Annotated in this window: 17 protein-coding genes; 9 read left to right on the top strand and 8 right to left on the bottom strand. The window is 70.1% G+C overall.

What is annotated here, in order from left to right:
• Positions 1–44 precede the first annotated feature (44 nt).
• Complete coding sequence (locus LCY71_RS04005) at positions 45–1,361, bottom strand: tRNA pseudouridine(54/55) synthase Pus10 (protein WP_225335079.1); 1,317 nt, start codon at positions 1,359–1,361, stop codon at positions 45–47.
• 121 nt (positions 1,362–1,482) lie between these two features.
• On the opposite strand from LCY71_RS04005, the gene LCY71_RS04000 reads away from it, so the two are divergent.
• The 5 genes from LCY71_RS04000 to glmS all read left to right on the top strand — a co-directional run bounded on the left by LCY71_RS04000 (position 1,483) and on the right by glmS (position 7,683).
• Complete coding sequence (locus tag LCY71_RS04000; RefSeq protein ID WP_225335078.1) at positions 1,483–2,295, top strand: undecaprenyl-diphosphate phosphatase; 813 nt, start codon at positions 1,483–1,485, stop codon at positions 2,293–2,295.
• 68 nt (positions 2,296–2,363) lie between these two features.
• Positions 2,364–3,224: a CheF family chemotaxis protein gene (locus tag LCY71_RS03995; RefSeq protein ID WP_225335077.1), complete on the top strand. Its 861-nt coding sequence runs from the start codon at positions 2,364–2,366 to the stop codon at positions 3,222–3,224.
• 401 nt (positions 3,225–3,625) lie between these two features.
• A complete protein-coding gene (locus LCY71_RS03990; RefSeq protein ID WP_225335076.1) occupies positions 3,626–4,486 on the top strand; it encodes a CheF family chemotaxis protein in 861 nt (286 codons plus the stop codon).
• Between the two features lie 213 nt (positions 4,487–4,699).
• Complete coding sequence (gene glmU, locus LCY71_RS03985; RefSeq protein WP_225335075.1) at positions 4,700–5,893, top strand: bifunctional sugar-1-phosphate nucleotidylyltransferase/acetyltransferase; 1,194 nt, start codon at positions 4,700–4,702, stop codon at positions 5,891–5,893.
• Positions 5,893–7,683: a glutamine--fructose-6-phosphate transaminase (isomerizing) gene (glmS, locus tag LCY71_RS03980; protein WP_225335074.1), complete on the top strand. Its 1,791-nt coding sequence runs from the start codon at positions 5,893–5,895 to the stop codon at positions 7,681–7,683. The genes glmU and glmS overlap by 1 nt, the downstream gene beginning before the upstream one ends.
• A gap of 49 nt (positions 7,684–7,732) precedes the next feature.
• Here the strand turns inward: glmS and LCY71_RS03975 are convergent, their stop codons facing one another.
• From LCY71_RS03975 to LCY71_RS03960, 4 genes are all read right to left on the bottom strand, one after another.
• On the bottom strand, positions 7,733–8,107 hold the full coding sequence (locus LCY71_RS03975) for a type II toxin-antitoxin system PemK/MazF family toxin (protein WP_225335073.1): 375 nt from the start codon (positions 8,105–8,107) through the stop codon (positions 7,733–7,735).
• On the bottom strand, positions 8,104–8,433 hold the full coding sequence (locus tag LCY71_RS03970) for a MarR family transcriptional regulator (protein WP_225335072.1): 330 nt from the start codon (positions 8,431–8,433) through the stop codon (positions 8,104–8,106). The genes LCY71_RS03975 and LCY71_RS03970 overlap by 4 nt, the downstream gene beginning before the upstream one ends.
• Positions 8,434–9,208: 775 nt before the next feature.
• On the bottom strand, positions 9,209–10,309 hold the full coding sequence (locus LCY71_RS03965) for a DUF4330 family protein (protein ID WP_225335071.1): 1,101 nt from the start codon (positions 10,307–10,309) through the stop codon (positions 9,209–9,211).
• 87 nt (positions 10,310–10,396) lie between these two features.
• A complete protein-coding gene (locus tag LCY71_RS03960) occupies positions 10,397–10,654 on the bottom strand; it encodes a hypothetical protein (RefSeq protein WP_225335070.1) in 258 nt (85 codons plus the stop codon).
• Between the two features lie 353 nt (positions 10,655–11,007).
• Between LCY71_RS03960 and LCY71_RS03955 the strand changes: the two genes are divergently transcribed.
• The 3 genes from LCY71_RS03955 to LCY71_RS03945 all read left to right on the top strand — a co-directional run bounded on the left by LCY71_RS03955 (position 11,008) and on the right by LCY71_RS03945 (position 14,589).
• Positions 11,008–12,246: a potassium channel family protein gene (locus tag LCY71_RS03955; protein ID WP_225335069.1), complete on the top strand. Its 1,239-nt coding sequence runs from the start codon at positions 11,008–11,010 to the stop codon at positions 12,244–12,246.
• Entirely contained in the window at positions 12,246–14,234 is a 1,989-nt protein-coding gene (locus tag LCY71_RS03950) for a DUF8167 domain-containing protein (protein WP_225335068.1), read from the top strand. Before LCY71_RS03955 ends, LCY71_RS03950 begins: the two co-directional genes overlap by 1 nt.
• 82 nt (positions 14,235–14,316) lie before the next feature.
• Positions 14,317–14,589: a ubiquitin-like small modifier protein 1 gene (locus LCY71_RS03945; protein WP_225335067.1), complete on the top strand. Its 273-nt coding sequence runs from the start codon at positions 14,317–14,319 to the stop codon at positions 14,587–14,589.
• A gap of 143 nt (positions 14,590–14,732) precedes the next feature.
• Here the strand turns inward: LCY71_RS03945 and gatD are convergent, their stop codons facing one another.
• On the bottom strand, positions 14,733–15,980 hold the full coding sequence (gene gatD, locus LCY71_RS03940; RefSeq protein WP_225335066.1) for a Glu-tRNA(Gln) amidotransferase subunit GatD: 1,248 nt from the start codon (positions 15,978–15,980) through the stop codon (positions 14,733–14,735).
• Between the two features lie 124 nt (positions 15,981–16,104).
• Positions 16,105–17,448, bottom strand: coding sequence for a S8 family serine peptidase (locus tag LCY71_RS03935; protein WP_225335065.1), 1,344 nt, complete (start codon positions 17,446–17,448; stop codon positions 16,105–16,107).
• A gap of 199 nt (positions 17,449–17,647) precedes the next feature.
• Here LCY71_RS03935 and LCY71_RS03930 point away from each other — a divergent pair, with 199 nt between their 5' ends.
• Positions 17,648–18,199 carry a DUF8526 domain-containing protein gene (locus LCY71_RS03930; RefSeq protein WP_225335064.1) on the top strand — a complete coding sequence of 184 codons (552 nt, stop codon included), beginning with the start codon at positions 17,648–17,650 and terminating at the stop codon, positions 18,197–18,199.
• A 136-nt stretch (positions 18,200–18,335) separates the two neighbouring features.
• Here LCY71_RS03930 and LCY71_RS03925 read toward each other — a convergent pair whose 3' ends face one another.
• Complete coding sequence (locus LCY71_RS03925; RefSeq protein WP_225335063.1) at positions 18,336–18,992, bottom strand: ArsR/SmtB family transcription factor; 657 nt, start codon at positions 18,990–18,992, stop codon at positions 18,336–18,338.
• Positions 18,993–18,998 lie beyond the last annotated feature (6 nt).

Genomic DNA, 18,998 nt, shown 5'->3' with positions numbered 1-18,998 from the left:
GACGCTGGTCGGGTACACCCGCGTTTCCGCGGCGCTCGGACGCGTCACTCGTCGCCGTCCCGGAAGAACTCGGGCCGCTCGAAGGGCTCGTCCTCGCCCTCGACGGCGAGGACGTCCAGCGCGGTCACCTCGGCGTCGACGCCCAGTTCCCCGGCGAGGCTCGGCTCCGTCCGTCCCTCGTCGCCGGAGACCAGTTCCTTCACGTAGAGCCCGCCCGCGCCGTGGACCTCGAGGTCGGCGTGGCGGTCGTCGACGAGTTCCCCGTCGATCGCGTACACTTCGCGCGTCCGCACGAGGCTGGCCCGGCGGTGGTCGACCCGCTGGGGCGTCTCCTGCTCGATCGTCGCCCCTTCCAGCGCGTCGAGCGCGTCCGCGAGGGCGTCCTCGTCGACGGGCGCGCCGAACTCGACGTCCATGCGGTAGGTCTTCGAGGCGTCGTGTTCCTTGACTCGCTCGACCATGTCGTGGGTGGCCTGCCGGAGCCCCTCGACCTCGGCCTCGCCGTCGGCAAACTCGTTGATCTCCGCCTCGAGCGACTCGACGTCGACGTCCCGGCGGCGGGGCTCCTTGACCTCGATCACGAACGGCCGGCCCGTGCCCAGCATCAGGGCGTCGACGTCCTCGCGGCCGGCGCCGTGGAAGACCGCCTCCGCGCCGTCCATGGCCTCCAGCACGACGGGCGCGGTCAGCTCCTCGACGCTCTCGTCGTAGCGGTACCCCGTGCCGCCGCAGCCGGGGCACTCCTCGCCGGCCTTGATCCCCGTCTCGTGGCACTCCTTGCACGGCCACTCCGTCTGGGGGATGTCACGCTCCAGCTTCCGGTAGCGGCCGTAGACGAACGCGGAGTTGACCTGGACCTCGACCTCGTCGGTCGCCAGGTCCAGCGTCAGCTGGACGTCCGGACGCTCGAAGTCGACCTCGGCGTCGACCCGTCCGCCGACGCGCTTGCCCACCTCGCGGTTGAACTCCGTCTTCAGGCGCTCGCCGGCGAAGTCGGTGCGGTCGTCGTCCTCGCCGTCGCCGACGGGCAGGCCCAGGTCCTCCCGCAGCAGGCGGTCGTTCTCCTCCAGCAGCGGCGGGACCTTCGTGCCGAGCTGGTAGGTGTCGAACTCGTAGCCCCGCACCGCCGCGGCGGCGCGGTCGGCCCACTCCTCGAAGCGGGCGCTCTCGCCCTCGCAGACCCAGCAGTCCTCGTCGGGCTCGAAGGGCTCGTCGTCCTCGAGCGCGACCGAGATCCTGAGCGATCGGCCCCGCTCGGCGTTGGCCAGCCCGAAGCTCCGGTCGGCGAACAGCCGCCCCAGACAGGAGTCGCAGAGCGGCCCGGTCGACAGCGCCGCCCGGGCGTCCTCGAGTACCGTCATGGCGAGACTCGAGGGGAGCGGCCCGTAATTCAGTTTCGGAGCGGGGGCGACGCCCAATCGCTTCCCCGCGGGGCCGGCCGCGACCGAACCGCATAAGTCGGAGTTCCCGCCTTCCCATCCCATGGACGACGCCGTCGTCGCGGTGATCCTTGGCGCGATTCAGGGGGCGCTCGAGTGGCTGCCGGTCTCCAGCGAGGGGGCCACGGCCGTGGCCGTCAGCGCGCTGTCGGGGGCCTCCCCCGCAGTGGCCACCCAGTTCGGCCTGTTCCTGCACGCCGGGACCGCCCTCTCGGCGCTGGCGTACTACCGCGAGTCCGTCGCCGAGGTGCTTCGCTCGGCCGCCGAGTGGCGCCCGCGGACGGCCTTCGCCGACGACACCGCCGACCTCTCCTTCCTCGCGCTGGCGACGCTGGCGACCGGCGCGACGGGGATCCCCGCTCTGATCGTGCTTGAGGAGGCCGTCTCCGGACTGGAGACGGGCACCTTCCTGGCCGTCATCGGCGGCCTGCTGGTCCTGACGGGCCTGCTCCAGCGGTTCGCCGCCGCCGTCTCGCTCGAACAGCGGGCCACGCCGGACTGGGTCGACGCCGTTCTCGTGGGCGCGCTCCAGGGGCTGGCCGTCCTGCCGGGCGTCTCCCGCTCGGGGACCACCGTCAGCGCGCTGCTGCTGCGCGGCCACGAGGGCGAGTCGACGCTGCGGCTCTCCTTCCTGCTGTCGATCCCCGCCGCGCTGGCCGCCAACGTCCTCGTGGTCGTCGACGACGGCGTCCCCGCCATCGACCCCGCTCCGGCCGTCCTCGCGCTGGCGGTCAGCGCCGTCGTCGGCTACCTGACCGTCGACGCGCTCGTGAGGCTGGTCCGCCGGGTCCCCTTCTGGGCGGTCTGCGTCGGCTTCGGCGCGCTGGGCGTGGTCGGCGGGCTGCTCGTCGTTTGAACGCCGCTACCCGCGGCCGGTGAGAACTTATTTACCGGGAACCGCCAATCACTGACGTACCACGCGCCATGAGCGGCGACGAACGGACCCTGGTGGACGCCGCCGGCGACTTCCGGTACGCCGTGCGGGACGGCGAGCCCGTGGCCGAGCCGCGCTGGCGCTCCTGTCGCGTCGTGGTGACCGACGCACGTCTCGTGCTCGCCACCGACGGCGGCAAGCAGGCCATCCCGCACTCGAACGTCGTGCTCGTCGACGACGGGGACCTGCCGAACGGGGTCGACGTCGCCGGCGCGACGCCGCTGCGGGTCGGCGACGCCGTCGTCGCGGTCGACGCCGACGTCGACGACTTCGCGCGTGAGTACTGCCGCGCGGCGCTGCACGGCGAGGTCATCCTCGTCAGGCATCCGGCGGTCGTCGGCGGCGTCGTCCAGGACGAGACCGGGTGGCGCAAGGCCCGCTTCCGACTGGACGACGGCGACGTCGCGCTGGCGTTCTCCGGCGGCGAGTCGACCCGGTTCGCCGTCGACGACGTCGGGACCGTCGAGACCGGGCAGCGATCGGTGATGGACGCGGTCCGCACCGTCCTGGAGGTCGAGCACACCGACGCCGACGACCGCAGCGTCGAGACGCACTTCTCCGGGCTGGACCGCCACACCGCGGCGCTGGAGATGCTGCTGGACCGCGTCGTCGAGGACCGCGGGGGCGACTACGAGCTCTCCGAGACGGAGAGTCAGGTGTTGATGGCGCTGTACTCCGGCGTCTCCCCCTTCGAGATGTCCGACTTCGTCGGCATCCCCGTCGACGAGGTCGAGGAGATCTATCGGAAACTGCTCGAGGTCGGTGCCGTCGACGAAGTTCGCACCCGGACCGAGGTGACGCTGAACGCCCAGGGCCGGAACATGGCGAGCGAAGCGATGAACGAGGAATAGCGAAGTCGCGACTGCGGGGAGCGACTTCGAAGCGAGCGGGAGCCGAACGAAGTGAGGCGACACGCGAGCAGGGAGGCCGACCGAAGGGAGGGCCCTCGGAGAAACCGAACGGGGGAGCATAGCGACCCGTGAGGTAGCGAGACCGCGAATGAAATGAGCGACCGCAGAAAAGGCGCGAGGTCGTGAGCGGAGCGAACGACACGCGGGCGGCGACACCTCGCGAGTAGCCAGTTACCAACGTAACGTGCGACCGGATCCAGCAGCGGCGTCCGTTAAGAGGTGCCTACGCGGTCACACGGCACCGCCATCTGTCGGAAGTGGGGCCAATTCTCGCTCCCAAAAACTGGGGCGGAAGGTATATTCCGGGGAGCGGGAAACCACTCCACACTCCGGGGGTCAGCATGAGCGACACCGAGCGGAAGATCGCGGACACGCGGGGCCAGTACCTGCTGGCGGTGCAGGGCGGCCAGCGGTTGACCGATGCCGACTGGCGGGACTGTAGGGTCGTCCTGACGAACCAGCGGATCGCGCTGATCGCCGACGAGAAGCGCCAGATCCCGCTGTCGGGGATCGACCGCATCGCCGACCGCTTCGACGTCAACCAGGAGAGCGCCAGCGTGGCCGACTACCTCGCTTTCCACGTCGGCGAGGACGTCCTGCTGGTCAGCGCGGCGGATCAGGACAGTTTCGAGACGGACCTCTACCGGGCGGCGCTGGACGAGGCGGTCATCTTCGTCAGACATCCGGCCATCGAGGGCGGCGTCGTGCAGGACACCGAGTGGACGAAAGGGCGGGTGAAGGTGACCGACAGGGCGCTGCGGCTGGCCCTGGCCGACGGGCAGGCGGTGACCGTCGAACGGGCCGACATCGGCAGTCTGGCGGTCGAGGAGCGGACCGTCAGCGGCGCGGAACGGACCGTCGTCGAGGTCGAACACAGCGAGGACGGCGTCAGCGTCGAGACGCACCTCGCCGGCGAGGGGTTCCACGCGACCGTCCTGGAGGTGATGCTGGCCGAGAGCGCCGAGCGCAACCGGGCGGACCTGGACCTCTCGAACACGGAGCAGCGCGTGATCATGGCGCTGCACTCGGGCGTCTCGCCGTTCGACGTCCCCGAGTTCGTCGGGATCGACGTCGACCGGACCGAGGAGATCTTCGACCGGCTGATCGAACTCGACGCCATCAGCGTGGTCCGCGAGCGCACCGAGGTTCAGTTGACCTCGAAGGGCCGCAGCGTCGCTGGACAGAGCGTCGGGGAGCGGTAGCGAGGTTGCGAGTGAAACGAGCGACCTCGTTAGAGCGAGCGGGAGCGCGACGTCGCGACCGCGTACAACGAACGGCGGCAGCCGGAATCTGGTGATCGATCGTTCACTGATATCCGATAAGGGTCCGCATTTCTCAACCTCCGTCAGCGTTAGTCGGCGGCTGACGGTTCCTATGAACACAATGTTGAAGCGACTCCTGGGTCAGTTGGAGGTATGAGCGTCAGCACGGCAGTGGTGTTGGCGGCCGGCGAGGGGACGCGGTTGCGCCCGCTGACGCGCAATCGTCCCAAACCCATGCTGCCAGCGGCAAACCGCCCCATCCTCGAGTACGTCTTCGACGCCCTGATCGACGCCGGCGTCTCCCGCATCGTCGTCGTGGTCGGGTACAAGCGCGACCGCGTGCAGGACCACTTCGGTCCGACCTACCGCGACGTGACGCTGACGTACGTCACCCAGGAGAAACAGCTCGGCAGCGGGCACGCCCTCCTCCAGGCCCGCTCTGCGGTCGACGGGCCCGTCCTCGTGGTCAACGGGGACCGGGTCATCGACGGCAACTCGGTCGCGGCGGTCGCCGACCGGTTCGAAGCCGATCCGACCACGCCGGCGCTGGCGGTGCTGGAACGGCCCGACGCCAGCCAGTACGGCGCGGTCGACCTCCGGGACGGTACCCTCGTCTCCATCGTGGAGAAGCCCGACTCCGACGAGTACCGCATGATCAACGGCGGCATCTACGCCTTCCCGGAGGACGTCTTCGGCGCCATCGAGGCGACGCCCCGGACCGAGGGCGAGCTCGCACTGACGGACACCATCTCGCGGCTGGTCGAGCGCGACGAGGTCCGCGGCGTGACCACGGAGGGTATGTGGGTCGACGCGACCTACCCCTGGGACCTGCTGGCCGTGGCGCGCGAGGTACTGGCCCGCGGGCGCGTCGTCCAGTCCGAGCGCGAGGACGGGGTCTGGGTCGACGAGTCGGCCCGGGTCCACGACGACGCCACCCTCCAGGCGCCCGTCGTCGTCGGCCCCGACTGCGAGGTCGCGGCCGGCGCCGTCGTCGGCCCGGACGCCGCGCTGGGCGGGAACGTCACCGTCGGCCCGAACGCGACCGTCGAGAACAGCGTCCTCGACGCGGACACGCGCGTCGACGCCGGGTCGACGCTGATCGACACGGTGACCGGCCAGGACGTGGATCTGGGCGCCGGCACCGTCGTCCCCGGCGGTCCGGCCGACGTCCAGGTCAACACGCAGGTGTTCGAGGACCGCCGACTGGGCGCGGTCCTCGCCGACCGCGCGACCGCCCGCGGGAACGTCTCCTTCTCGCCGGGCACGCTGGTCGGTCCGTCCGTCACGCTGCACGCGGGGGTCCACGCCAGCGGACAGATCGCCGAGGGAGCGGAGGTGGTGCGCTGATGTGCGGGATCATCGGCTGCGTCGGCCGCGGCGAGGACACGCTCGACGTGCTCGTCCACGGCCTCGCCAAGCTGGAGTACCGCGGCTACGACTCCGCCGGCGTCGCGCTGGCCAACGGCGGCGTGAGCGTCTGCAAGCGCGCCGGCGAGATCGACGACCTCCGGGACGAACTGGAGGAGACGTCCATCTCCGGAAAGGTCGGCATCGGCCACACCCGCTGGAGCACGCACGGCCCGCCGACCGACGAGAACGCCCACCCCCACCAGGACTGCACCGGCGACGTCGCCGTCGTCCACAACGGCATCATCGAGAACTACCAGGAGATCCGCGACGAGCTCGTCGCCGAGGGTCACGAGTTCAAGTCGGACACGGACACGGAGGTCGTCCCGCACCTCATCGAGAACGCGCTGGCCGACGGCGACTCCCCGGAGGACGCGATCCGCTACGTCGTCGAGCGCCTCGACGGCAGCTACGCCATCGCGGCGGTCGTCGCCGGCCACGAGGCCGTCTTCGTCGCGCGGAACGACTCGCCGCTCGTGCTGGGGCTGGGCGACGACGCCACCTACCTCGCCAGCGACGTCCCCGCCTTCCGCGACCACACGGACGAGGTCGTCTACCTCGACGACGGCGAATTCGCCCGGCTGGACGCCGACGGCTGGGAAGTGCGGAACCTCGCTGGCGAGCGCGTCGAGAAGACCGTCGACACGGTCACCTGGGACGCCGAGGAGACGGGCAAGAGCGGCTACGACCACTTCATGCTCAAGGAGATCCACGAGCAGCCCCGCGCCCTGCGGCAGTGCCTGCGCGGCCGCGTCGACGAGATGGCCGGCACCGTCGACATCGAGGACCTGGGCGACCTCTCGCCGCGGCGCGTCCAGTTCGTCGCCTGCGGGACGTCCTACCACGCCGCGATGTACGGCGCCCAGCTGTTCCAGCGCGCGGGCGTCCCCGCCGAGACCTACCTCGCCAGCGAGTACACCACCTCGCCGCCACCCATCGGCGACTCCCTCGTGGTGGGCGTCACCCAGAGCGGTGAGACGGCCGACACCCTCTCGGCCCTGCGCGAGGCCCGCGCTCGGGGCGCCCGCACGCTCGCCGTCACGAACACCGTCGGCTCGACGGCCGCCCGCGAGTGCGACCACGCCCTGTACATCCGCGCCGGCCCCGAGATCGGCGTCGCCGCCTCCAAGACCTTCGCCTCCCAGCTCGGCGCGCTGAACCTCCTGGCGCTGGGCACGACCCAGACCGACGGCGCCCGCGACGCCATCGCCGCGCTGCGGGACCTCCCCGGGCAGGTCCAGGCCCTGCTCGACCAGAACGACGCACGCGCCGTCGCCGAGGCCTACCAGGACGCCGGCGCGTACTTCTTCATCGGCCGCGGCCTCCAGTACCCCGTCGCCCTGGAGGGCGCCCTCAAGATGAAGGAGATCACCTACAAGCACGCCGAGGGCTTCGCCGCCGGCGAACTCAAGCACGGCCCGCTGGCGCTGGTCACCGGGGACACGCCCGTCTTCGCCGTCGTGCTCGGCGACGGCGAGCGCGCCCAGAAGACCGTCGGCAACGTCAAGGAAGTCGAGGCCCGCGACGCCCCCGTCGTCGCCGTCACCGACGGCCAGAGCGACGTGGAGCGCTACGCCGACCACGTCCTCGAAGTCCCGGAGACCCACCCGCGGGCCGGCGCCGTGCTGGCGAACGTCCAGCTGCAACTGGTGTCCTACTACACGGCCAAGCTGCTGGACCGGTCGATCGACAAGCCGCGGAACCTCGCGAAGAGCGTCACCGTGGAGTAAGCAAAACTCGATCGATTCCGTATTACGCTGTCGCCCTTCGCCGGCGAGTTCACACCTTCAGACCGACGTACTCCGGGAACTGCTCGACGGTCTCGTCGACGACCTCGCTTTTCAGAACGCCCTGGTAGTCGGCCAGATCGTCGTCTTTCAGGGTGACGACGGTCCACGGACTGACGAACGACTCTCCCGGAAACTTGCCGAACTCCCACCGCCGCTCGGGAATCGCGATCGCTTCGCTGCGCTCTGTCGTCGTGATGAGCATCGCGAGGTACTCGTCGCCGTGAAACGGGTGCTGATCCGTGTTGATCACGACGTAGGGGTGGGCCTCTGCCTCATCGCCGTCTCGCCTCTCGAAATCGAACGGATCCTCGACCCAGACGACATCACCGCGCTGAATCCGGTTTGGAAGCTGTCCGCGGCTCATCGATCGCGTGGCTGCCGGTCCGGCGGGAACTCGGCGTGTTCGAGCGCCTCGTCGCGGTCGTACCCCTCGTAGCGGTCCGAGTCGATCGACTGACGGCTAACGAGGGCGGCTCGTTGCGTCCCGAGTTCGTACTCGTCGACTGCCCAGTACCCGTCGGTATGTTCGACGAATCCCTTCTCTTTCAGTCGGGCGAGCGTCACGCGAACGCTCGACGGTGGAATGTCCGTGGCCTCGGCGATTTCCTTCGGTCGAAAGGCCTTGTCCTGGTTGTCCGCGAGGAACTGGATGACCGTATGTGGGTTCGTTCCCTCTTCGTACACGGTCACGTCATCGGCGTCCTGGAGCCTTTTGAAGTCGTCCTTCGAGATGACTATTGTAACGGTACGTAGTGAACCAGTATTTCTTTTGCGGTAGTCGGGTCGAATTTACTGCCGAATGGGCGAGCCGAGGCGACCGCTACCTCCATTGACATCCTCCCCGCCCTGAAGGGCGAGGATTCCCGCGTGGGGCATCGGGCCGTTCCCAAGCCCCCGAGGGCAACTTCCTCCCACGAAGGGAGTACCGGGTTCGTGCGACTCCACGTCAGGACGGTGAGCGCGTGGTGACACCGACTCGTAGCGAGTCGCCCTGCTTGTGGCGCTCCCCACGCCCAGTCCACGCGGACTGTGCGAACGCGGGGATTCACGTCCCTCGTTTCGAGGGGCGCGACACGGGCCGTGCCATCGACCGTACTCCGCCACGCCGAATCGTGGCGAAGTGCAACCGCGAATGGAGCGTGTTTTGGTTAAGCCGTCACCCCCTCCCGTACACGAGCGTTACCGCCCGATTCCAGCGGGGCTACGGGTTCTGTGAGGACGGCGAACGAGTCTCAACCACGTACTCCCCACCTCGTTGTGAACCGAAGTGGTGGGCGTGGAACCGTCCGTGTCGGCGGGAAGCGACCCCGAGTCTTCCAATTGATACTTTACGCGATTGGCTTGGACTACGGTACGATGCCGGGTTACTTGATAATGTCGGTTATAGAGGGTTTGTCGGATTCATCCCCGCGCTGAAGCATGGGGCTTTCTCCTTGCACTCCCGTAATGAATGCTGTTGCCGCCCCTATAGCGACTGAACCGTCGCCTCGATCGTCAGGTCTCCCAGGTTGAGCGTGACGACGCTGCCGCGCCTGATCGCCGCGCCCTTGAACCGCACGCCGTCCGCGGTCTCCCGGACAGTCAGCTCCGCCGTCATCGTGACCTCCTCGTCGACGGGGTGCTCGCGGAGATAGACGTTCCCGTCGTCGCTTGTGAGCACCATCGTCGCGTTCGTCCGCTCGACGCCGGTGATCTCGGCGACGGTCTGATCGCCGACCTGCTCTGTGTCACCCTCCTCGATTGCGGCCGCCAGTTCTGGCGACGCGCGGTCGACGACCAGCGTCACCTCGCGGGTGGTCGCCTCGCCGCGGGGCTCGGTCGCACCGACGCGGTCGACGGTCCCGGCCAGACGGTAGTCGGCCGTCTCTACCGGGATCGTCACGCCCTCGCGGACCGTGCGGCCGCCGAACTGCGGTCGGTCGGCACCGATCGTCGCCAGTTCGACGCCGACCGCGAGTCGGCGCCGATCGTTCCCGTCGCTACCGTAGGCCGTCACCGACTCGACGGTCGCCACCTCGCGGCCGGCGACGGTCATCGACTGGCCGGGTTCGATCTCCGCAGCCGTCGTCTCGGAAACCGTCGTCTGCAGGAGGACAGGCGTGGTCCGGGTCGGTAGTTCGTCGCCCCCGCCGATCGACTGGATCGACCCGGAGACGGCGTAGCTGTCGGTCTTGATATCCAGTGAGCGTCCTAACCGCGGCGGTACGTTCCCGTAGGCGATGGTGTCGTTCCGGGCTTCGCCGCGCAGTTGGGCGCGGACATAGACCCGGGCACCCCCGTCCTGCGGCGCGACCTGGACGTCGGTGACCGTCAGCTCGGCGTTCCCGCCGGGCGAGTAGGTGTCGCCCGCCTCGATCGCCGCGGCGACGGCCTCGGGCTGGGCCCCCAGGTCGAGCGTCACGTTCGTCGTCGCCAGCTCCGGTGCAGGGGGCTCGTCGTCGGCGCCGTCGTCCGCGGTCACCAGTGCGACGCCGGCGACCCCCACCGCCAGCGCCAGCAGGACGACGAGCGCGTCCACCACGTTGACGAGTCCGAAGAGGTTCCCGGAATCGTCGATCAGTTGCATTGGGTTGCGACTGTCCGTCTTCTCGGATAGCTCTTTCCTTCCGTCAGTTGGCAGCCGGGTGAGCCACGTTACAGTCGGCAGCGAGTACTACTGGTCTCTATCGCCAACGAAGCTCGTCATCCGACGGACCGCTAGGTCGATGACGGACTCCTCGACCCGAGCGACTGCCCGTTCGATGTTGGCTTCGCGCAGCGACACGACTGCCCACGGAGCGACGACCGACTCGCGGTCGAGTGCTCCTTCCACGATCGCACCAGTGAGCGGTATCGATTCGTCGTATTCCTTCGTTGATATCCCAACGGCAATGTACTGTTCCCCTGCGAACGGATGCGCCTCGTCGCTCACAGCGGGACAGCGCGGAAGCCCACCCCTTTAGGGGTGGGAGGAAGCGCGTAAACTTGAAGTGACTTCGTGTAATATAATCTATATATCCCGCAGGCGCAGAAGCCGTCGGTGGGACGGGCCGTCCGTCAGCCAGCCCCGAAGTCGGGAATAATGAACGCACCGCTCCGACTCCCGCCCGAAAGCCACCTGAGAAAGCCCCTTCTTGGAAAGGACGGAGCGTGGGGCTTTCGTGCGGGAGCGCGAAGTGTGGGAGTCCACCGACAAGCCCACGAGTGTACTCGTGGGTAGCTGACAACCTCCGTCCACCGTGAACTGCCGGAAGCGATTTACTACCGGAGCATAAGGCGTGGTGTATGGCTTCCCTTCCGGTCGAGATTCTCCTCGGTATCTATCTCGGTCTCCTCGTCGGGATCATCCCGGCGCTGGTCTCCTGGGGGCTGGCGTTCGCCTTCAAGTACTTCACCGACGTCACGCTGCCCGGGTTCGGTATGGCCGTCCTCGCCATCGCGCTGGCGGGGGTCAACGGCGGCCTGCTAGCGCTGGCGGACAAGTCGATCACGCAGGCGCCCAACGCCGAGCGGGTCGTCACCGCGATCATCGTCGTCACGATGGCGTCGATGTACGCCCACAGCAAGGGCGACCAGATGGGCGCCGAGTTCCCGCGGCGGCTCTCCCTAGAGAAGCTCCGCTCGCGGACGCTCTCGACGGACGTGATCGACCTCGTCGGCGGCCGGCGCGAGGCGACCGTCCGCGTCGTCGGAGAGGTGGCCGACATGGAGGGGTACCCGCCGCTGCCCGAGGACCTGCGGGCGGAGATCCGCGGCAGCGAGTGGCCCTTCCCCGCGGACCTGCGCATCGCCGAGCTGGAGGAGCGGCTGGCCGACCGGTTGCTGACGGAGTACGACCTCGGCGACGCGTCCGTGACCGTCGACGAGCGCGGCCGCGCGACCGTCGTCGCCGCGCCGCCCTTTTCCGGGCTCTCGAAGCGCATCGAGGACGACCGCCACGCCGTCTCCGTCGACGCCGTCCTCCCGACGGGGCTGGCCCGCGGCGACGAGGTGACGCTCATCACGGCGGACGCGCAGGTCCGGGGGACCGTCGTCAGCGCCCGGTCGGGCGACGGCTCCGCGAAGCCGGTCGACGCCGAGCCCGCCGAGACGCTCGACGGCCCCGACGTCGACGGGGCCGAGAAGCCCCCGGCGCCGGTGCGGGCGCCCACGACCGACGGCGGCGAGGGGCGACTGACTGCCGCCGTCCACCGGACCGACGCCCAGCCGCTCGTCCGGGCGGCGCAGGCGAAGGTGGTCGTCGAGTCGCGCGGCACTCGTCGCGAGTACGAGCTCGTCTCCCTCCTGCGGCGCGCCGACGTTCGCTTCCGGAAGGTGACGGTCGGAGCGAACGCGCCCGTCGCCGGCGAGCGACTGGGCGAGGCGTCCCTGCGGGAGACCTACGGCGTCGGCGCCTTCGCCGTCCGGAAGTCCGGCGGCTGGGTCGTCGCGCCCGGCGACGACGACGTCGTCGAGGCCGGCGAGGAGGTCTACGCCGTCGGGGCGCGCGACGCCCTCGACGCCTTCGAGGAGGCGGTCGCGTGATGCAGCTCCTCCAGCTCACGGCCGAGCGGGTCGTCACCGCCGTCGCCCAAATCGCCGGGACGGCGGCGCTGGCCGGACTGCTCGCCGGCGTCGTCGCGCTGCTGTACCGGTGGTACGTGCGCGAGCGGGTCCCGCGGGGGCTGGCCCTGCTGGTCGGGCTGGCCGGCGTCGCCGTCGTCGTGAACACGACGCCGCTCCTGGCCCAGGAGATCGGCAACGTCGACGGCGACGTCGAGGTGCTCGCGGCGCTGACGAACGTGACCCTCTTCGTCGTCGGCGGCCTCGGCGCGACCGCCGGGACGCGGCTGGGCGACGCCCTCGCGACCGACCTGTTCGCCGCGACCGGGCGCGACGTCGACGCCGACGTCAGCGAAATCGTCCAGTCGGTCGGGCGCGTCACGACGGTCGCGCTACCCGAGGAGATCGACGACGTCGTCGGCTACGACCCCGTTCCCGAGGCCACGACGGAGACGCTGTCCGGCCGCCGCTTCCTGTTCCCGCGCCGGCTGACCCGCGTGGAGCTGCGCGAGCGGCTGGTCTCGCGGCTCAAATCCGACTACGGCGTCGGCCACGTCGACGTCGAGCTCGCCGAGGACGGGTCCGTCGAGTACCTCGCGGTCGGCTCCCGGGCCGCCGGTATCGGGCCGACGCTGCCGCCCGCGACCAACGCCGTCGCGATCAGAGCCGATCCGGCCCACGCCGCCAGCGCGGGCGATCTGGTCCAGGTGTGGGAGACCGACCCCGTACGCCGCGTCCTCACGGGCGAACTGCGCGGCGTCGCCGGCGACGTGGTGACCGTCGCAATCGACGCCGCCGACACGTCGAAGCTCGACCCGACCGAGCGGTACCGGCTGGTGACCCTGCCCGTTCAGGACCGCCCGGACCGGGAGTTCGCGTCGCTGCTGCGGGCCGCCGACGAGACGATGGCCACGGTCACGGTCGAGTCGGGGAGCCGCCTCGACGGGGCCCGCGTCGGCGACGTCGAGGTGACAGTCGCCGCGATCACCCGCGAGGACGTCCGGCCGGAGCCGCTGCCCGCGGCCGACCGGACGCTCGAACCCGGCGACGTGCTCTACGCCATCGCGACGCCCGACCTGCTGCGCCGGCTCTCGGAGGCCGCCGAGTGGTCCGGAGGCACTGACGCCGGAGCGTCGTCCGTCGGAGAGAGATCCGCGGGCGACGAACCGGCCGTCGCGGAAGTGCCCGGGGACGACGAATCGCCCGGCGACCCGACGCCCGTGGGCGACGCCGAGTCCGACGACGGAGGCGGCCGGACGCGGGCGGCGGCGCAGTCAGAAGCAGGGCCGGACAGCGACGGGGCGAGCGCCGGCGAGGCGGCGGACGCCACGAGGGGAGACGACGGAGAGACGTCCGACGGCGGGGAGACGGCGACCGAAGCACCGAGCGGAGGATCGGAGGGCGAAGCGCCGACGGGTGCCGACGGAACGGCGGCCGACGAGGCGACAGACGACGGCGGGGAACCGGCGGAGGGGACCGCCCCCGACCCGGAGCCAGCCGCCGAGACCGACGACGCCGCGGACCTGACGGGGGACGCGTTCCCGGATACGGACGACCTGCCGGGATCCGACCTCGAAACGCCGACGCTCCCCGGTGACGGCGGCGCGACGCCGGAGAACGGCGAAGATGCGCCGGCGGAGGACGGCGGCGACGAGACGACCGACGGCGCTGACGACCCGTCGCCGTCGACCGACGCGGACGACCGGGAACCGGCGGACGGCGACGACGCGCCGGGCGACGGCGCTGACTCCGAGATCGCCGACGGCCACGAGCGCGACGAGACGTCGGTCATCGACCAGGCCTGGGACGACCTGGAACCGCTCGTCGGCGAGGGCGGCGCGGGCGAGAACCTGAACGACCTCGACGGTCTGCTCGGCGAGGACGGCGACGACGCACCGGCCGACGGCGCTGACTCCGAGATCGCTGACGGCGACGAGAACGACCGAGACGGCGACGAGCGGCGCGGGTGAACGGCGAGCGAGCCAGGCTCTCGATTCCCACCCGCCGGGAGAGTGCACAACGTCTTTCCCGTCCCGCGACAGCGATTGACACATGAAGTGGAAGCTGTTCGCCACGCTGGCCGAGGCCGCCGGCGACTCCGAAGTGACCGTCCGGGAGGAAGAGACGGTCGGCGACGCGCTCGACGCACTGCTGGCCGAGCACCCCGACCTGGAGACGGAAGTGCTCGACGAGGACGGCGACCTGCGGGACCACCTCCGCCTGCTCCACGAGGGCCGGGACCCCTTCGCCGAGAGGGAGGGGCTGGCGACGGCGGTCGAGGAGGACGACGAACTCGCGCTGATGCCGCCCGTCAGCGGCGGGTAAGAGGATCGCACCAGGGCCTGCGGTACCTGGCGCTGCCATCCCGCCCCCCTGTAGTCAGCGCCGAATCGTGTAGCTCACTGGCAGCTCTCCGTCCGGAGGCAACTGCGAGAAAGCGACGAGCGTGTACGTTCTGATACGCCGTCTTACAGCCAGGGGACCGACCGATCGGTGATCTCGCCGGCGAGTGACTCCTGCATCGCGTCGGCGACGTCCTCGGCGTTGGCCAGCGCCCACATGAGCTTGACCTTGGCCGTGCCGGGGAGCATGTCCTCGCCCTCGATGATCCCGGCGTCGAGCAGGTCGCGACCGGTGTCGTACACGCGGTCGCAGACCCGCCCTTCGAGGCACTGGCTGGTCATGACGACGGGCGTCCCCTGATCCGTGAGGTCGTCGACGACGTCGATCCAGTCGGTGTTGACGTGGCCGAGTCCCGTGCCCTCGACGACGACGCCCTCGGCCCGTTCGCCGACGCGCTCCAGCCGCTCGGCGGGGGTGCCCGGCGTGAACTTCACGAGTTCGACGTCGGTCTCGAGGTCGTCGTGGAGCGCGAGGTCGGCGTCTCCCCGCTCGGCGTGGTCCCGGTGCCACTCGATCTCGCGGCTCTCGTAGTCGATCCGGCCCAGCGGCTCCCGGCCGACGGTCTCGAAGGCGTCCCGGCGGGAGGTGTGATTCTTCCGGACGCGGGTGCCCCGGTGGAGCGCGCAGGCGTCGTCGGACTCCGTGGCGTGCATGCAGACCAGCACCTCCGCGCAGTCGCTCTTGGCGGCCTCGACCGAGCAGACGGCGTTCATCACGTTGTCCGAGGAGGGTCGGTCCGCGGAGCGCTGGCTGCCGGTGAAGACGACGGGCACCGGCGTGTCCAGCATGAAGGCCAGCGCGCTAGCGGTGAACTGCATCGTGTCCGTGCCGTGCATGACGACGACGCCGTCGGCGCCCGCCTCGATCTCCTCGCGGACGCAGCGGGCCAGTTGCTGCCAGACGTCCGGCGTCATGTTCTCCGAGAGGATGTTGGCGACGACCCGGCCGCGGTAGTTGGCCAGACCGGCCAGGTCAGGCACCGCGCGGAGGACGTCCTCGGCGTCGAACTGCGCCGTGACCGCGCCGGTGCGGTAGTCGACGGTCGACGCGATGGTCCCGCCGGTCGAGATCAGCGAGACGGTCGGCAGGTCCTCGTCGAACTCCACCTTCGACTCGCCCTCGGCGTCCTCGGTCTCCTCGACCTCGAAGGCGTTCGACTCGAGCACTTCGACCGACGCCTCGTCGCGGTCGACGCCGACGTTGTACCCGCTGTCGAGCTTCACGACCACCGTCTCCGGCGAGCTGAAGGGCAACACGACGCCCTCGAAGGTCTGGTCCGCGCGGTCGACGCGGACCCGATCGCCTGCGTTCATGCGCGTCCGTTCCGCCCGCGCGGACTTGAAGCCACTCGTTCGAGGCGGCGGGCGGTGGGCGACAGTCGCCAGCCCGCCGGCGATGGGACCCGAGGTGCGCTCGGTCGATGCCGTCCGTGGAGCGCTACTGGTCGACGGCCGCGAGTGGATTCAGGAATCCGGCGCCGTAGTAAGCGTCGTCGTACTCCTCGACGTCGTCGGCGGTCTGTTCCAGCGTCGCCCGGACCCGGTTCGGGTCCGCGTCGTCCAGACTCGCGACGAGTGCGACGGCGCCCGCGACCTGCGGAGCGGCCATCGACGTGCCGGCTGCCCACTCGTAGCCGTACTCAGCGCTCTCGTAGGTCCCGTCGTCGCTGAAACTCGGTTCAGCGACCGTGCTCAACACGAGGTCACGGTGCCAGGGAACGCCAGTCCCGACAGCGCCGAGGTCGGCGTCCCCGCCGGGCGCACCGACGTCGATCGCGTTCGTCCCGTAGTTGGTGTAGAACGCGGGGCTCTCGAACGACTCCTCGAGACTCTCCTCGCCCCACTCGAATCCGATCGGACCCGTCGCGCCGACGGACATCGTGTTGGCGGCCTCGTTCGGCAGGCTGACGGCCGGGATGCATTCGCCGGAGCCGTCGTCGTCGAAGTCGCCGCAGACGCGACCGTCGTGTTGCAGGTCCGCCGCGTCGTTGCCCGCGGCAGCGACCAGCAGCGTGCCGCAGCTGTTCGCGTAGGTCGTCGCGCGGTTGAGCACCCGACCGTAGAAATCGCCGTACCCCTCGCGCGAGACCGGATACGCCCCGAGGCTCATGTTCGCGGCGTCGGCCCCGATCTCGGCGCTGTAGACGATCGCGGCGACGATGTCGGCGAACGCGGCCAACGCCTCCGGCGAGAACACGCGACAGTCGACGACCTCCGTGGCGGGCGCGGTTCCGACGATCCCCCTGTCGTTCTCGTCGTTGGCCGCGACGATTCCGGCGACGTGTGTGCCGTGGTAGCCGCCGTAGGGGCCGCCCGCGCCGTAGTCGTCGTCCGTAAAGTTCCTGGAGAGGTCCTCGTCGACGGCGTGCCGGAGGTCGGGGTGGTCGGCCGCGACGCCCGTGTCGATGACGGCGACGCGCGTGCCTTCGCCGCGGGTGCGCTCGTGGGCAGCGGGGACGTTCTGGACCTGCTTGTCCCACTGGAGGTCGTAGAGCGGTTCGTCGGTCGCTTCGGCGTCGGCGACGGGCATCCGGTCGTCCAGCGGCAGGTCGAGCGAGTACCGGGTGTCCGGGGCGTAGTCGGCGCCGAGCGACTCTACATCGGACTCGGACCCGCGGACGACGATCAAGTCGATCGCCGGGAGGTCGTGGACGACCTCGATGTCCGGCCGGTCGACGGCCGTCTGGTCGAGAGCGGCCGTGTCCACGAGGAACCGGTCGCCCGAGGCCGCGGCGGTGACCGTCGTCCCGACAGCTATCCCACCGAGGAGGACTCCGCTCACTCTGAGAACGGAACGCCGTGTCTGACGCGGCATAGTACTGGGAGGTGTCCGGGAAGGGGTTGTAATACAACTCCTACCAGGCGGGACCCGTCCGGCGGCAGGCGATCCCCCCGTCGCGGGCCTGAGAGGCGCAACCGGTTCACCGTCGGACGGTCCGCGCAGAGAAAGGGCCTTAGGGCTGGGTCGCGCAGTTCCGGACATGTCAGAGCGGACCAGGGACCGCGAGGTCGAGGAATCCGACCTCGGGGACGTCGGCGACCTCGGGGCGGACGGCAGCGACCTCGGGGTCGATCAGGGGGTCGGTGACGGCGACTTCGGCCTCGCAGGCGGTCCGGACGAGCGGACGGCGGACGCCGAGGCCCGGACGGACGCCGGACTCACCGGACGGGCGAAGTCCCGCGCGACGTCGCTGTTCTCGCCGCGGGCCTTCCTGCTGGCGCTGGGCGCGGCGCTGGTCGGCGTGTTCGCCCTCGGGAACCTGGTCCCCGTCGTCCCGTTCACGGGCTTCGTCGGGCTGTTCCTGGTGATGTTCGGCGGGGGACTGGTCGCCTCGACGCCGCGGTACCTGGAGGCGGGCGTCGCCGGCGCGGCCAGCGGCGCCCTCGCGCTTGCCGTCGGATCGATCACGCTGACGTTCGTGACCGGCGGGCTGCCGGTCGCAGTCGGCGCCGCGGTCGGTGCGGCCGTCGCGCTCGTCAGTTTCTACGCCGGCCGGGACCTGCGGGACGGACTGACCAGGGACCTCGACTGAGAACCCCGCTGTCGACCGAGGACGACCCGTCGACCACCGGGAGACTCGCCTTCGCTCGACTCCCGAGCCCTCGGTCGCTTCGCTCCCGAGGACGCCGGCAGACTCGTCTTCCCCGATTCCCGAGGACGCCCGCCGCTCACTCCGCCAGTCGCCACTCGTCGCCGTCCTGCTCGGCGACGCCGCGCTCGGCGAGCCAGCTCAGCGACTCCTCGACTAGTTCCGGCGGTGCCTCTACCTCGCGGCTGACGGCGTCGACGTCGCGGGACCCGTTGGCCAGCGCGCTGATCACCTCGGCGTACAGGCGACCGTCGCCGTCGCCGTCCTCAACGCGCTCGCTGAGTCGCTCCCGGACCTCGGTGAGCCGGCCCTGGACCCACCGCTGGGCCATCGAGAGCTCGTTCTCCAGCTGTTCCAGCCGCTTGAGCTCCCGCGTGACGTCGGTCAGATCGTCGCCCTCGTCTGGACTGACGTCGATGGTGAGGTGGCGACAGGTGCTGATGTCGAGGCCGCGGCTGGCCGGGTAGGCGCTCTTGGTACCGAACCGGTAGGGCGAGACCTGGACCTCCAGCCGGAGGTTCCGCGCGATCGAGAAGTACTTCCGCCGCTGATCGTCAGTCCGACTCTCGACCAGCCCGGCCTCTTCCAGCTTCGAGAGGTGGTCGATGACAGCCTTGGGACTGACGCCGATGTACTCGCTGATCTCGGTCACGTAACAGGGCTTGTGGGCCAGCAACCGGAGAATGCGCCTGCGGTTGGCGTTCCCGAGTAAATCGAGCAACTCGGCGGAATCCATTCATCG

The sequence above is a fragment of the Halomicrobium urmianum genome, assembly GCF_020217425.1.
GTDB lineage: Archaea > Halobacteriota > Halobacteria > Halobacteriales > Haloarculaceae > Halomicrobium > Halomicrobium urmianum.
This window is presented reverse-complemented; position numbering and strand designations above follow the sequence as displayed.